Annotated in this window: 9 protein-coding genes; 5 read left to right on the forward strand and 4 right to left on the reverse strand. The window is 54.9% G+C overall.

What is annotated here, in order from left to right; genetic code table 11:
• The first annotated feature begins 39 nt into the window (after positions 1-39).
• The 5 genes from FF011L_RS11970 (at position 40) to FF011L_RS11990 (ending at position 6,996) form a co-directional block, all read left to right on the forward strand.
• Positions 40-1,518 carry a hypothetical protein gene (locus FF011L_RS11970; RefSeq protein ID WP_145351889.1) on the forward strand — a complete coding sequence of 493 codons (1,479 nt, stop codon included), beginning with the start codon at positions 40-42 and terminating at the stop codon, positions 1,516-1,518.
• Between the two features lie 101 nt (positions 1,519-1,619).
• Complete coding sequence (locus tag FF011L_RS11975) at positions 1,620-2,372, forward strand: HpcH/HpaI aldolase family protein (RefSeq protein ID WP_145351890.1); 753 nt, start codon at positions 1,620-1,622, stop codon at positions 2,370-2,372.
• 19 nt (positions 2,373-2,391) lie between these two features.
• Complete coding sequence (locus tag FF011L_RS11980; RefSeq protein WP_246109883.1) at positions 2,392-3,999, forward strand: sialidase family protein; 1,608 nt, start codon at positions 2,392-2,394, stop codon at positions 3,997-3,999.
• Between the two features lie 3 nt (positions 4,000-4,002).
• Positions 4,003-5,346 (forward strand): tripartite tricarboxylate transporter substrate-binding protein, encoded by a 1,344-nt coding sequence (locus tag FF011L_RS11985; protein WP_145351891.1) that lies wholly within the window; start codon positions 4,003-4,005, stop codon positions 5,344-5,346.
• A gap of 99 nt (positions 5,347-5,445) precedes the next feature.
• The gene (locus FF011L_RS11990; RefSeq protein WP_145351892.1) at positions 5,446-6,996 is read left to right on the forward strand and encodes a tripartite tricarboxylate transporter permease; all 1,551 of its coding nucleotides are present in this window, start codon (positions 5,446-5,448) and stop codon (positions 6,994-6,996) included.
• A 372-nt stretch (positions 6,997-7,368) separates the two neighbouring features.
• Here the strand turns inward: FF011L_RS11990 and FF011L_RS11995 are convergent, their stop codons facing one another.
• From FF011L_RS11995 to FF011L_RS12010, 4 genes are all read right to left on the reverse strand, one after another.
• Positions 7,369-8,184 (reverse strand): glycerophosphodiester phosphodiesterase, encoded by an 816-nt coding sequence (locus FF011L_RS11995; protein ID WP_145351893.1) that lies wholly within the window; start codon positions 8,182-8,184, stop codon positions 7,369-7,371.
• 390 nt (positions 8,185-8,574) lie between these two features.
• On the reverse strand, positions 8,575-10,011 hold the full coding sequence (locus tag FF011L_RS12000; RefSeq protein WP_246109884.1) for a DUF1501 domain-containing protein: 1,437 nt from the start codon (positions 10,009-10,011) through the stop codon (positions 8,575-8,577).
• Entirely contained in the window at positions 10,001-13,246 is a 3,246-nt protein-coding gene (locus FF011L_RS12005; RefSeq protein WP_145351894.1) for a DUF1553 domain-containing protein, read from the reverse strand. Before FF011L_RS12005 ends, FF011L_RS12000 begins: the two co-directional genes overlap by 11 nt.
• Positions 13,243-14,943 (reverse strand): FecR domain-containing protein, encoded by a 1,701-nt coding sequence (locus tag FF011L_RS12010; protein WP_145351895.1) that lies wholly within the window; start codon positions 14,941-14,943, stop codon positions 13,243-13,245. Before FF011L_RS12010 ends, FF011L_RS12005 begins: the two co-directional genes overlap by 4 nt.
• Positions 14,944-15,340 lie beyond the last annotated feature (397 nt).

Here is a 15,340-nt window from a genome sequence, read left to right on the forward strand (position 1 = left end):
TCCGCAACGCCTTTCCCTTTTAATCGTCGGACGCATTGAATGAAGACGCTTTCACTCGCTGCACGCTTAATCTCTTCTGCTTTCGCTCGTACTGGCATATTGATCGCCTGCGTAACTGCGCTGTGGTGCGGTCCCGCTGTTGATTTGCATGCTGCTGAATTGCTCGTTGGAGCTGCACGTACCACGATCACGCCCGACGAACCCGTTGCACTATCGGGGCAGTTTCATACGCGGGTGGCCAAGGAAGTGGAAAGCCCCTGCACAGCAAACGTCCTGGTGTTGGAATCACGCGACGGTGATAAGTCGTTGGAGACGGCTATCATGGTTTCCTGCGACTTGGTGGTCATCCGTGAGGACGTGCAATCGCGGATCCGCACCGCAGTCGCTGCGAAGCTTCCCGAAGTCGATGTGCAGAAACTGTTCGTTAACGCGACGCATACGCACACCGCTCCGGTGATGGTCGAGGGCAAATATGTGCTACCTGCCGAAGGGGTGATTCAGCCCGCGGAGTACGTTGACTTTCTTGTGGAGCAGGTAAGCGGCGCGGTCGCGGAGGCTTGGAATGGGCGCAAACCCGCCGGTGTCAGCTGGGGGTTGGGGCAGGCTGTTGTGGCCCACAATCGCCGCGCAGTCTATGCCAACGGTTCGGCAGCGATGTACGGCAAAACGAACAAGCCCGAGTTTCGTGGCATCGAGGGATACGAAGATCATGATATCGACGTCCTCAGTTTTTGGGACGCCGAAAAGAAGCCGTTCGCGATGGCGGTCGATGTGGCCTGTCCCTCCCAGGAAGTCGAAGGTCGAAGAGCAGTCAACGCCGACTTCTGGCACGAGACCCGCGAATTGCTGCGGAAACGCTACGGTCAGCAACTTGACGTATTGGGTTGGTGTGGCGCAGCCGGCGACCAGTCGCCACACCTGATGTACAACCGGGCAGCCGAAACGCGAATGCTCAAACTGCGCGGCCTCACTCGCCTAGAGGAGATCGCCCGACGACTGGACGTGGCAGTGGAGGAAGCCAACTCGGCTGCCCAGAACGATATTCGCACCGACGTCAAAATGGTGCATCTGGTGCGAACGCTTAAACTTCCGGTTTGGATGGTCACCGAAGCCCAGAACGCGGCGGCCCAAGCTGAGGTCGATCGTCTTTCCAAGGATCCAGCGAACCAACGCAGGATGAATTGGCAAAAGAAGGTTACCGACCGGTACAAGGAGCAGAAAGAAGGTGATTTGTACGAGCGACAATTCCACGTCATCCGACTGGGGGACATCGCCATCTGCACCAATCCCTTCGAACTGTACACCGATTACGGCGTGCAAATTAAGGCCCGCAGCAAGGCAGTGCAGACGTTTGTAATCCAGCTGACCGGTGAGCAATCAGGGACCTATCTGCCGACAGTCCGTGCGGTCGAAGGGGGCAGTTACAGCGCCATCCCGCCAAGTTGTCCCGTCGGCCCCAAAGGAGGTCAAGCTCTGGTTGACCAGACGGTCGAGGCAATCAACTCTTTGTGGGACTAGTAAATTTGACACTGGTCAGAGGGTCATCGTCCGATTTGTTTTGATCATGATTCTCAGCGATTTTTTGTGCATTGATTTCCATACGACCCAGAGACGACATTATGCCCGCTACGTTTCGACAACGGTTTCTTTCCGGCGAACGCTTGCTGGGGACGTTGCTGAGCATTCCGTCCGGCGCTGTTGCCGAAATTCTTGCGGATACCGGATTTGACTGGCTGTTCGTGGATGCAGAGCACGGACCGCTAGAAGTCACCGAATTGCAAACGATTCTGCAGGTGGTCAGCCGCCGTGTCGCTTGTTTGGTGCGAGTCCCTTCGCAGAATGAAATCCCAATCAAGCGGGCGCTCGATCTGGGGGCGGCCGGCATCATTGTGCCTCAGGTCAATACGGCTTCGGAAGCCGAACGGATTGTCCAGCTCAGTCGTTATGCTCCGCTAGGTGCGAGGGGGGTGGGGATTGCGCGAGCCAGCGGTTACGGACTGAACCTGAAACCGTATGTTGCCACGGCCAACGACACGACAACCTTAGTCGTGCAGGCCGAGGATATTCGGGCCGTCGAAAACATCGAAGCGATTGTCAAGGTTCCTGGCGTCGACGGCGTCCTTGTCGGGCCTTACGATCTGTCGGCAAGTATGGGGCTGATGGGGCAGATCGATCACCCAGACGTGGTCGCGGCGATTGACCGCGTGACCGAAGTCTGTCAGGCGGCCGATATGAAACTCGGCATTTTTGGCGTCACCAGCGACTCCATTGCTCCATATCGCGATCGCGGCTTTACGCTGCTGGTAGCAGGAGTTGATACGATTGTTCTGGGCCACGGGGCCGCTGAATTGTTGCAGCAAATGAAGTCTTAATCATCGAGGATCAAACAACATGAGTTCAATGAAACCTTTTCTAAATCGAATCATCCCGCTCTTACTATTTCTCTCAATTTGTTTGACAGGAAATCTAAAGGCGGAGGACTTGCCGTTTCTGGAACCGCCGCAGTACATCGGTCCCGCCAAGGCGTTGCAGTCTGTGACGAATCGGGCCTTCGCGGGAATTCCAAGCCTCGCCGTTTCAAACGGCGGGCGGCTTTGGGCGACGTGGTATGCCGGCAAGACACCAGGCGAGGACCAGAACAACTACGTCGTCCTTAGCACCAGCGGGGACGGCGGGGCCACATGGAAGGAAGTGCTTGTGGTCGATCCAGATGAAGCGGGGCCGGTTCGTGCCTATGATCCGGAATTGTGGATTGCACCGGATGGAAAATTACGGCTCGTCTGGGCGCAAGCGGTGGGACACCTGGGAGACATAGCCGGAGTTTGGTTTTTGGAAATCGAAGATCCCGACGCAGCACAACCACGCTTCGGCAAACCGAAGCGGATTACCGACGGTGTCATGATGTGCAAACCACTGGTCCTGTCGACTGGCGAATGGGCATTGCCGGCTTCGACCTGGCGCGCGACCGATGAAAGCGCTCGGATGATTGTCTCGGCCGATCAGGGCAAAACATGGACGCGTCGGGGCGGTTGTAATGTCCCTAAGAACGTTCGAGCGTTCGACGAACACATGTTTATCGAGCGGCGTGACAAATCGATCTGGCTGCTTGTCCGCACGAAATACGGAATCGGCGAGAGCGTCTCCACCGATCGGGGAAAAACGTGGCCTGAACTGACTCCCTCGACGATCGCTCATCCCAGCGCTCGCTTTTTCATCCGGCGGCTCGCGTCGGGCAATCTTCTGCTGGTCAAACACGGCCCTATCGACAAGAAAACAGGCCGCTCGCATTTGCTGGCCTTTGTTTCCAAGGACGATGGCAAGACTTGGTCCGGCGGACTGATGCTCGATGAACGAGCAGGCGTCTCTTACCCGGACGGACAACAGGACGCCGACGGCGTTATCCACATCATCTACGATTACAATCGCACCAGCGACCGGCAGATCCTCTTTGCCAGTTTCCGTGAAGAAGATGCCGCTGCCGGCAAAGCTGTCACGGACTCGGTGAAATTGCGTCAACTGGTCAGCCAAGCGTCCGGCGGGCTGGAACGCAAGAAGGGAACGCCGTCTCCGGTCAAGAAACATAAAGACGGCAAAGCACTCAAGATTGAACCGGCGGGCGCACTCGCCATCGACGACGTTGCTGTCCATTCGTTCGATGTTGGCGCGACGCTGTTTACGGACCGAGGCTACACGATCGCGGAACGCCCCAAGGCCCTCGAAGGCACAGACTTTCTTCGCGTCCCGTTGGAAGGAAAGAAGGCGGTGCGTTGCGTGCGTGCCGGGATGGTCTATTTCTTAAGCCCAGAGCCCGGTCGAAACGGGGACAGCCAAAGCCAAGTATTGCTCGATCAAGGATTTGAAAAGGTTGCGTTGCCAGAGACGCGCCTATTCGATCCCAATCGTTCGGCAAATTATTGCACCCTTTATCAAAAGCAATGCAAAAAATCGGAGTCGATCGAATTCGGCAAATGGGCGGTCCCCGTCTTTTTTAGAAAGTAACCAATGGCGATGAATGCACGGTTGGAAAGACGCATGCTCCCTGCTGTTTTTCGGTTGCTCTGGATCGCGGCGCTGGCCTGCCTAGTCGCGGGATGTCATTCCGACGCAGAGTTTCCCTCGCGGCCGGTCACCTTGATCTGTCCCTGGTCTGCAGGTGGCGGAACCGACCGGTTAGCGCGTCAGGTGGCGGTTTTGCTGGAAGGGGAACTTGGTGTGCCGGTCAACGTGGTTAATGCAACCGGCGGCGGAGGCGTGACCGGGCACACCCGTGGTGCGGTGGCGAGTCCCGATGGCTACACCCTGACCATTGGGACGGTCGAACTGAACATGCTGCATCACCGCGGGCTTAGTGCAGTCCGACCGGCCGATTTCGAACCCCTTGGATTACTGAATCAGGATAGCGCCGCGATTTTCGTGCGTGCAGATTCCAACTGGATGTCCCTGGCCGATCTGGAACAATCGATCGCTGCGGCGCAGCGTCCTCTGAAGGCGTCGGGTACCGCGGCGGGAGGCATCTGGCATGTCGCCATGATCGGCTGGTTGGCAATGCGGGACCTGCCAACCGATAAGGTCACGTGGATCTCGATCAATGGCGCGGCACCGTCACTGCAGGAACTGATGGCGGAAGGGATCGATTTGGTATCCTGCTCGCTTCCGGAGGCAAAGCCACTGCTGGAAGCCGGCGAAATCCGCTGTCTGGGGGTGATGTCCCCACAGCGTTTGCCGGCGTCACCGGAGATACCAACGTTCGCCGAACAGGGGATCGACTGGAGTCTTGGAAGCTGGCGCGGCTTGTTATATCCCAAAGGGGTGCCCCCCGATCGCCTGGCAACGATGCGGACCGCTGTAAGAAATGTTTCACGCAGCGATGAATTCACGCGGTTCATGCAACAGTCCGGTTTTCATATCAGCCTTGCGGAGCCAGATGTCTTCACCGAATTGATGGATTCGACGGATCGTCGTTTTGGCGAAACGTTAAGCACCCCGGTGTTTGCCGAGGCAAATCGTGCCGCTGTCGGAGCATGGTTTTTTCCCGGACTATTAGGCGTGCTGGCGCTGCTCGTTGTCGTATCTGGATTCAAAAGTATCGGGTCTGCGGATTCAGGCGGCGTCGCAAGGAAAGGACCGATCATTTGGGTCGTTGTCGGGGTGCTGGCTTTTGTATGGCTCAGTCCGGTTGTGGGTTACTTAATCGCCACGGGGATTCTGCTGTTCGGTTTGATGTTCGCGTTTCGGGCTGGTCGCCGGACTGCGGCCGTGGTGACGCTGGTCGCCCCGCCGCTGCTCTACCAGATTTTCTCTGGGTTTCTCGGCGTCCCTCTGCCCTGGGGATGGCTCGGCTGGTGATGCCGGGCGGGATGAATCCATGAACGATCGAACGTTGTGTCGTAAAATGAAGCCGATAGACTTTTTAATCTGGGCGCTCTGCCTGGGAATGATCAGGAAATGAGCGAAGAGTTTCTCCAAGCGTTGAGCGACGTACTCGGACGTTGGGACATCTGGTTGATCGTCCTCGCGTCGGCGGTCTACGGCATCTTCGTCGGCGCGATTCCGGGGCTTACGGCAACGATGGCGGTGGCCCTGTTTGTCCCCATCGCCTATTGGATGGATCCGGTCGCGGCGCTGGCAGCGATTGTCACGATGGTGGCATGCGCGATTTTCTCCGGGGACCTGCCAACGGTTCTACTCCGCATCCCGGGGACTCCGGCATCGGCAGCCTATGCGGACGACGCGTATGCGTTTTCCAAGCGGGGAGAAAGTGAGCGTGTCCTCGGGCTGACGCTGCTGTGTAGCGCGTTCGGTGGTCTTGTGGGAGCGGTCGTGATGATGCTGGTGGGCCGCCAGTTGGCGCGGGTCGCCAGTTGGTTTTCCGTTACGGAGTATTTCTGGCTCTACCTAGTTGGCTTGGCCTGCGCGGTGCTTGTCGCCCATGGTCCGAAGAGTAAAGCCCTTTTGAGCCTGCTGCTAGGACTGTTCTTTTCCACCATCGGTCTCAGTGCGGCGCACATGGAACCTCGTTTCACCTTCGGCATTCCGTCACTGTATCAGGGGATCTCTTTCATTCCGGCAATGATCGGATTGTTCGGTCTGTCCGAAGTGTTGCTGATCCTGTCCAAAGGGGACGTTCGCAGTCTGTCCGCAACCAATCCGTCGCATCCGCGGCGCCGTTGGACTGCAGTACTTGCGTCCACGTTTCGTGAATTCGGCGATCGCTTCCGCCACCACAAGGCAGGCACGGCGCGGTCCAGCCTGCTTGGCATTCTCGTTGGCATGCTTCCCGGCGCGGGCGCCGATATCGCCTCGTGGGTGTCATTCGCCGCATCGAAAAGAGCCGCCTCCAGCAAGGATCTTACCGAGACTGAAACAGAGGCTCTGCATAGCATCGGTGACGCGACTACGGCGAACAATGCGGCTCTGGCGGGGAGTTGGATTCCGACGCTTGTGTTCGGGATTCCTGGGGATTCAATTACCGCGATCGTGATCGGGGTGCTGATGATGAAAAATGTGACCCCCGGTCCTCAAATCTTTGACGAGCAAAGCTCTCTCGTCTTTTCGATTTATCTGATCTTCTTTTTGGCGAATCTGATGTTGATTCCCGTTGGCTTTTTGGCGATACGGTTAAGCGGCAATATTTTAAGCATCCCCCGAGCGATTTTGTTTCCGATGATCATCGTGTTTTGCATCACGGGTTCGTTTGCGCTTAACGGCAGTTCCTTCGATGTTATCACGATGCTGATGATGGGACTGATCGGGTTTCTGCTAACCCGTCGAGGTTTCCCGCTTGGTCCTGTCGTTCTCGGGATCATTCTGGGAGGTCCCCTCGAAGAGCGATTCGTGCAATCGCTTACCGCATCCGAAGGGAGCCCCCTCGGGCTCGTCAGTCGACCGCTTTCAATGGTGCTGGCGTTCGTTTTCGTTGGATTTGTGGTTGCGATTTGGAGCTCCTCGCGGCAAGAGCGTCAACGCGACTCCGATACTGGTCTTCCCCCTTCGTGATGTGTCGTTTTCGAAACCATAACCCGCTGCCGGTTTAGTGATGGTCGTCTTTCGCTCGGGACCTGAACTTTATAGGTGACGATTTATAGCGTCGCCCCTTCGGGCCCGCATCCTACTTGAAGAGTTCCGTTTCCGGGTTCGCCCCGGCGGGCGCACGACTGGCAGTTATCCACATGCGCGATCGAAATGCGTTTCTTCGCCAGCCCGTAACGGGCCGGCGCACCATCAAGACGCAACTTCAAAAATCACGCGTCGGGTCACCGATTTCAATGCATCAAATAGGAACATCAGACGTGTCTATTTGAGTCATTCCGGAACGAGATCGGACGACCAACGGCCGCACAGTACGCGTAACTCAATGGACCCTTTCCCTTACTTCTTGCTTTCGATGTACTCTTGAACCTGTACCGGGACGTCGGTGCAAATGGCGTCCACGCCTAGGCCAAGCCCGAGGAAATAGTCGCCAAGGTTGTGACCCGGCCAGCCGGTTACAGTGAAACCCTGCTTCTGGGCTTGTTGGACGGCAAGGCGAGTGGTGCCTTCCATTTTAGCGGCGATTCGCTTGGATCCGATGGCCTTCGCCGCTTCCATCAGTTCGGGAGTCAGGGGGCCGCCCTTGATAAGCATGATGTCTGCTTCGGGATCGAGCTGTTTGATGGCTTTTAACGGGCGTTGATCAAACGAGGTGAAGATGTAGGTCGAACCATCGGGAACGAAGGCGGTGACAGCCTGGTGTAGTTTTGCCACGTAATCTTGGATGCGTGAATCGGAATAAAGATCTTTGTTGCTGGTCTTCATTTCGAATTCCACATACATGCCAGGTTTATCCTTCAGGTAGTCCAGCAGGGTATCTAAAAACAACAGCGGTTCATTTTGTTTTTTGGATCGGATTTTTTTGGCTTCTTCTGCGGTCAGATGTTCCACGGGCCCACTGCCTTGGTGCGTGCGATCTAGCGAATCATCATGCAACACGACCAGTTCCCCGTCGCTTGTCATTCGCACGTCCAATTCATAACCTCGGATCCCTTTCTCGTAGCTGCTCTTAAAAGCGAAGAAGGTGTTTTCCTCGAATTCATGTGCTCCTCCGCGATGTGCAAAATGGAAGGGCTTCTTCTCGTCTGCATTCGACTGCGGTACCCAGACGAAAAGTGGAAGACTGAGCAGAAAAATTGATTTGAGTGAGTTCATGAGATTGCTAGTGACTTCGGTATGGAGTGAATTTGCGAAGACATAATTCTAAACGCAATTGGGGCGGCTGAACAACGAAAAGTCGTTCGCGCAAAAGAGCGGCGATGGGAATGCCGTGGGCGGTAAGGCGGATGGGGCCCAAATCATCCAAGTCTTTTTCCGAATTGCCAGCCTTGGCAGCAAGTCATCAGCGGCGGTCACTTTGTAAAGCAGAATATCCCGCGGTTTGAGTGAGCATCACCGGGCCACTGAACCGGGTAAGCTTGTGGAGCGTTCCCGGGGAAAAGTTTTAGAAGCTGTGATGTTCGGCGCGTCTTCTGCTGCGGACACCTTCCTTGTCTGAACGATTTGTCAGTGAAGGCGCGATGTCGCAGCAAAATGCGAATCAGGTCAGGATGCGACGATCTGCTTGTAGGCGCGGCCCTCGTTTTGATCGATCCGTTCCGGGCGACCTTTGTGAGAATAAACCAATTGTTTATGGTCGACGCCCATCAAATGCAGGATGGTGGAATGAATGTCGTGGACATGCAGGCGATCTTCTACTGCATGCAGTCCCAGGTCATCCGTCGTTCCGTAGGCTTGCCCACCTTGGACTCCACCGCCGGCCATCCACATCGTGAAACCTGTTGGATTGTGGTCGCGTCCATTTCCTTTTTCGCTCATCGGTGTGCGACCGAATTCGCCTCCCCACACGACCAGTGTTTGATCCAGCAGACCACGTTGCTTCAGGTCCTGAAGGAGTCCTGCAACAGGTAGATCCATGCCACCGCACATCTTCGAGTGATTCCCTTCGATATTGGAGTGAGCATCCCATTTGCTACCCGCTCCGTGGTAACACTGGACAAATCGCACTCCACGTTCGACCAGTCGACGTGCCATTAACAAGTTGCGTCCATACCCTTCTGTCTTCTTATCATCGATACCGTACAACTTGTGCGTCTCGGCGGATTCTTGCGACAGGTCGACTGCTTCGGGAGCATGCGACTGCATTTTGAATGCGAGTTCAAAACTGCGGATACGGGCGTCCAGATCCGAGTTGTCCTCCCGTGATTCGGCGTGCTCACGGTTCAGACGCGAAAGCAAATCAAGTTCTTTCCGCTGCTGCGCTGTCGCGATATTCTTGGGAGGTACCAAGTCTGCGAACGGAGCCCCTTTTCGCTGCATCGTGGTCCCTTGATAGATCGCTGGCATGAAACCGGTACCCCAGTTTCGAGCCCCATTGATCACACGGCCACTCCCTTCTTGCATCACAACGAAGGCAGGCAGGTTTTCGTTTTCGGTACCAAGTCCATATGTCACCCAACTGCCGAGCGATGGTCGTCCGGCGAACTGAGTTCCTGTGTTCATTTGGCAGATCCCGCCAGAATGGTTAATACCATTGGTCCAACAGGAGCGGATGACGGCAAGTTCGTCGGCCATCTTTGCAGTGTGAGGCAGCCAATCGGACATCCACAGCCCACCCTCTCCATGCTGTTTCCATTTTCGTTTTGTCGCCATGATCGGTGAATCGAATTCGCCCATCGCCGTGATCACGCGACCAAAACTTTCAGGTATCGGTTCCCCGGCCAATTTGTCGAGTGCGGGTTTGGGATCGAACAAGTCCAGATGACTTGGGCCCCCATCCATGAACAGGAAGATTACGCTCTTCGCTTTTCCAGGATGATGCGTCAACTTGGCAGACAATGGTGATTTTGGCGACGATGTCGCGGCGTTTGCTTCGCCATTTTGCAACATGCCCGCCAAGGCCAACGCACCGAAACCTCCACCAGCCTTTAAGAGCATCTCTCGACGAGAGACAACATCGCGGCGTTCTTGATCAATCGACATAAATCACCTCATTGGAGCAAAGGAGTGCGTGGATCAGTGCAATGCGTGCTTGCATCGCAGGTGAAGCGGACGTCGCTTCGCTATCAGCCACCATGGCATGATGCTGATTTCCCGATTGATCCTGACCTAAATTCTTGACGTCTGTAAATGCAACATCAAACAGCGACTGAGACGTATCCGGTTGATCGGCGAACAATTCGTCCTGGTTTAATGCTCGCTGTTGAAGACGAACATTTTGAATCAACCCATCCCAAAGATGATGTTTGCCGCGACCACCAATTTCAATCGCCTGCTTGGATTGCACATTCCAGCGTGCTTGGTGAGCGACTTGAGCAACTTCTGGTTTGGCATCTGGTTTCGACAGATCCTTCAGATAGAACGTGATGCCTTCCTTGGCAGGGTTGTCCAAATCGATGGACACCGCGACGGAATAAGGCTTGTTCAATTCAAGCCGCAGGTTCGAAGCGACGACTTCGTATTCCGGTTTGCCGTTCGGATCCGTTCGTGAACCGATCAGCTGCAAGATCAAGTTGCGAGGCTTATAGCCACTCTTGGTGGAAGTCACTCCGAGCGACCAGCCAGGCTGAGAATTATTGCCGGTCCAGCCCGCGACGATCGTTCGCACGGAAGCGTCTGGGTACAGTGACTGCAGCATGACGGTCGCTTCAATTGTAAAGTCACCACCGCTTTCGGGATCATGCAACTCCTTCAGCGGGCCGACTTGGATAGACGTAGGTTTGTCGGGACTTAGCTGGATCGCGGAACCACCACTGGGTATCGCGGCAAGTCGATTCGGTGGTGTCGGGATCTTTGCATCCGCTTCATACGACTTGATGAACTCGGATGCTATCTCCAGTTCTTCAGGTCGGGGCGAGCGGAAATAGAGCCGCTGATAGGCTTCCTCCACCAGCGATTCAAGGCTGCTAGAGCCGGCGTTCGCGGTTAGTTTTCTCGCTCGATCGTGCAGCCACGGATTGTTCATCATCAGCAGCGATTGTGGCGACGTCGTCGTGCGGTGCCGTTTGCCTTGGCTTTCGACGCGGTCAGGAAAATCAAATACAGCCAACAATGGATCCAAGGCGTTTCGTTTAACCCTTTTGTAGACCGCTCGTTTTCCCGTTCCCATTTCATCACTGGCCGCGAGGAAGCAATCATGGATTTCTTCACCCGAGAGACGTCGCGGATTCTGACGCCACAGAAGGATATTTTGCGGGTCGAGCGCCGCTAGTTGATCGTCCATCTGACGTTCAGACGATTGTCGATAGGTCGCGGACGTCAGAATTAGACGGTGCAATTTTTTCATGCTCCAGCCGTCCTGCATGAATCGGTTGGCGAGCCAATCGAGCAATTCAGGGTGCGATGGCGCTGTTCCCAGCCGACCAAAATCACTGGTGTTCTCCGCCAGTCCACGTCCGAAGTGTTGTTGCCAAACGCGGTTGACCATGACTCGAGCCGTCAGCGGATTCTCTTTACTGACAATCCAGTTTGCCAGCGCGGTTCGCCGACCCGTCGATTGCAGCGCTTCAGCAGGAGGCTGTATTTCAGGGGTTTCGTCCCCTAAGACCACAGGGAATGCAGGCTCGATTGGAGTTGTGTCGTGCGAATCGAGAATGAAAGTTGGCGGTGCTTCGGGGCCGACATCGCTGGCGACGAATTTGATCGTCGGGAGAGGCTCTGGCTTCAAATCATCGAATTTCGCCAGCTCTTGCAATAGTTGTTGACGCTCGGCTTCTTTGGCCTCACCAAGCGCTTTCGGCAGTTCATCAGGCTTCAACACCAGTTGACGCATCATCAACGCCACGATTTGGTATTCGTAAGGACTGATCTCGTCACGTCGACTAGACGCGAGAGCTTGAATTTCCTTGGTGAACATTTTGAAGCCCTGACCACCTGCTTTCTTCAGCAGCATGGGCGTTTCGATTTCGTGCAGGCGTCGCCGGATGTCTTCGGTCGCTGCCTCCCAGATTTTCTGTTGCTCGTAATGCTTTGTGCGAGTGGAAATATCCGCAATCGGTTGGTCTTCGCGTGGTAGCAGAGGTGTAAAGAAAGAACGGAGGGCGAAGTAATCTTTCTGCAGTAGAGGATCAAACTTGTGATCGTGGCAGCGGGCACATTTTAGGCCTTGAGCCAAGAAGACATCGGACGTTGTTTCGGTAACGTCATTCAGAATTTGCGCCCACTGACCCTCGACGTCACGTTGGTTGTATTCGTAAATCCAGTGGCGTAAGTACATCGTGCCGATCAAGGCATCTCTGTTTCCCGGGTCGACTTCGTCGCCGGCAAGTTGTTCCAGTACAAAACGGTCGTAGGGTTTGTCTTCGTTAAATGACCGGATCACATAGTCACGGAAGTGGTGGGCTTCCGGACGCGCATGGTCCGCGTTGTATCCATCCGAATCGGCATAGCGGACGAGGTCCAGCCAGAATCTTGCCTGATTCTCACCATAGGCGGAACTTTCAAGAAGCTGATCGACAAGCGATTCGTACCATCCCTCTTCGCTCTCCAGCATCGCAGCGGTTTCATTGTTGGGAGGCAATCCTGTGATTGCAAAATGAACTCGCCGAGCAAGTTTTTTCGGCTTGGCTTCGGCAGCAGGGCTGACGCCATTCTGGACCAAACGCTGGAAGATAAAGTTGTCGATTTCGTTGCGACACCAGCCATTGTCGTCCACTTCGGGAACCGGGGTATCTCCAACAGGTTGATAGCACCACCAGTCGCGATCTTTTTGGTCGATCTTCGCAACTTTCTTCAGTTGAAGACCGTTGGGCCAGTCCGCTCCGGCAGCCACCCAGGCTGCGATGCCGCCCACAAGTGAATCTTCTAGTTGACCACTCGGAGGCATTTCGAACGATTCATAACGCAGGGCTTCAAGCAGCAAACTTTCATCAGGCTTTCCGGGAACGACCGCAGGACCGGAGTCGCCTCCTTCCAGCAAACCTTCCAGAGTGGTCAGGTTAAGGCCACCCTCTTGTTTATTGTCGTCATGACATTTGATGCAGTTCGTCAGCAGCATTGGTCGAACGTGTTGCTCGAACTGGTCCCGTTCCGCTGTAGTTGGTTCTTCAGCGATGGCAGGAAGTCCGCAAGCAAGCAGCGACGTTATCGTTAGAACGACAGGAAGGATTGACGACGATAGCCAATCCAAGCCGAGGCGAGAGGATCGTTTGAGAACATTCCCACGGTCATGGGCTAGGTTACCAGCCACTTGAGTGAGGTGTTGTCCGGCAATTTTCATTCTAATTCTTCCTCTGGCAGGCCAGCGATGAAAACAGGGTCGACATAATGACCATCGTCAAGAGCGTCCTGAATAAATAGTCCTTCGGCGACCTCACCGCTCGCATATCCCAGGTCCGAGAGATCAATCCCGACGGCTAGGCCGCGAAATTTGTTGCTTTGTTGTTGCGATGAAGTCTTCAATGAATCGAGATCCTCGAGCGATCTCGCCGTTTCCGCAAAAAAGTGAACATGGAAACCCGTCAATACTTTTGTTTCGGTGGATTCCATTGTCAGGTCGTATTTTCGAATCGTGTACGACTTCAGCCCGTCGCGGAACTTAAGCGGGCTGACGTGGAACGGATCACCATCAAGAGGGGTTCCGAATGTTTGTAAATCGAAAAGAATCACATCCGCTCCGGGACCATTGACGACCGGGCGGTCGAATCGAATTGCCATTCCAGGCGTTCCCGCATCCCCTTCCAAGACCGGATCGGTGGTCAGTGGGTCGACGCTCCCAGCAGGATTGATCACGCCCGTAACCAGGCTGTTGTCCACAAGAGACTTAAGTCGCTGCGATGGGAGGGTGACCCCGCCACAAAGGAACGGTCTAGCCTTGGTCGCTTTGAACGAGGTGATCCGAGCAGGAATTAGGGAATCAACGGGAAGCTGAGTTACTTTGCCGCCACGTTGAACGGTCACGCTGATCAAGTTTTCAGCACCTCCGTCCGGTCCAAGGGTTGTCTCATAAGAAACAACGCGGTCAGGCAATTGGCGTCGGTAGGAATTCGCTTCAAACGGGACCTTCTCATTCGCGTAGGCCCCTGCTGTCACAAACCTTTTGGCTTCCCCGCCGGCTAACCGTTCCACCGAATCGTCGGCATCGGATGAGTCTGCCGTTCGTTGAACGTTATAGATATCTGCCGCCCCTTCGATTACTTGCACTTCCGTTTCACTTGTTTCGCCGACGTTCACGGAAAACCGGGTCCCTCGATCGACCACGCGGGTCACCGGCGTTTCCACAAGAAAGCCTTCGGCTCCCTCGGGTGCGTGCACCGAGCAGCGACCGACATCCAATACCAAACTCTCGTTTGATGAAACGTGAAATACCGCTGGTCCTTCAAGGATCGCCGAAGCCCCCGTAGGAAACAAAATCTCAACAAGACCGCTCATGAGTACGTACTCACGCTGCGGCGGGAGCACTTCACCCACAGGCGGAGAAAGTTCGCCGAAAAATTTCGCATGCGAACTACTGGCAAGGTGAACTTGTCGCTCTGCGATGGCATTACCGAGTGGCTGCGATTCAACAACCGCAACCTGGCCCTTCAGTCGAAATGCGAACAGTGTGACAGCGACAAGAATCAACGCGGCCAAAATCCAAGCAGGCTGAGAGACAGTAAAGTAATTCCTTCGCTTCTCCTGCTGTGAGGACTGCAAAGTCGCATCTTGAGTGTCGACCTGCGACATCACCTGGCTGACGAATTCACCCTGGCTTTCCGGTAACTGGGCTAACGTCTGGCGAACGAATGCATCTTGTCGCGAAGGGGACTCCGCCGCAATCAGTCCAAGTAGCCGATGCGTTTGCAATAAGTCAGCGGCGCGCGGAACGAAGCCTTCGTCAGAGGAAAGCAATTGGTGAAGTTCCTCAAGCCCATTCTCGTCAAGCTCACCCTCTAGGTAATCCGTCCATAGATCGGCGAAACGATCTTCGTTAATCATGAGGGCACTCCTTCTATTTTAAGGCTTGCATCCATGCAGTCCTGTGCGAACTCACTTCCAAATGATCGCTTATCTTGGCGCAGCAATACCCTGAAAACAGCCGTTTCACCATGCGAAACAGGCTGCAGTGCAACTGCGACTTTTCGATCATCGGGTATGGAGTTAATGCTCATCTCATTGGGATATGGCAGCAGGGCGGGAAAGGTTACCCCCCAATTCCGCTTTTCTTCAAAAAAGCTCGATTTATCGCTTCCTAATTGAAAATTTGGATTTTTTACACGTCATACGTACCCCAGTGTTGACTGAAAAATCAGTTAGCTTTTCCGCAGGCATTGGTCGCACGGCGTCTTGGACATCAAAATCGCAGTATCGCCGGTGCAGTTGTGGTTCACCGCGG

Origin of the sequence: Roseimaritima multifibrata (genome assembly GCF_007741495.1) — a bacterium.
Classification (GTDB): domain Bacteria; phylum Planctomycetota; class Planctomycetia; order Pirellulales; family Pirellulaceae; genus Roseimaritima; species Roseimaritima multifibrata.

Bases quoted from the DNA above. Each gene is read 5' to 3' on its own strand.
- FF011L_RS11990 (WP_145351892.1), top strand. From the start codon at position 5,446: ATGAGCGAAGAGTTTCTCCAAGCGTTGAGCGACGTACTCGGACGTTGG.
- FF011L_RS12010 (WP_145351895.1), bottom strand. From the start codon at position 14,943: ATGATTAACGAAGATCGTTTCGCCGATCTATGGACGGATTACCTAGAG.
- FF011L_RS11995 (WP_145351893.1), bottom strand. From the start codon at position 8,184: ATGAACTCACTCAAATCAATTTTTCTGCTCAGTCTTCCACTTTTCGTC.
- FF011L_RS12000 (WP_246109884.1), bottom strand. From the start codon at position 10,011: ATGTCGATTGATCAAGAACGCCGCGATGTTGTCTCTCGTCGAGAGATG.
- FF011L_RS12005 (WP_145351894.1), bottom strand. From the start codon at position 13,246: ATGAAAATTGCCGGACAACACCTCACTCAAGTGGCTGGTAACCTAGCC.
- FF011L_RS11975 (WP_145351890.1), top strand. From the start codon at position 1,620: ATGCCCGCTACGTTTCGACAACGGTTTCTTTCCGGCGAACGCTTGCTG.
- FF011L_RS11970 (WP_145351889.1), top strand. From the start codon at position 40: ATGAAGACGCTTTCACTCGCTGCACGCTTAATCTCTTCTGCTTTCGCT.
- FF011L_RS11985 (WP_145351891.1), top strand. From the start codon at position 4,003: ATGGCGATGAATGCACGGTTGGAAAGACGCATGCTCCCTGCTGTTTTT.
- FF011L_RS11980 (WP_246109883.1), top strand. From the start codon at position 2,392: ATGAGTTCAATGAAACCTTTTCTAAATCGAATCATCCCGCTCTTACTA.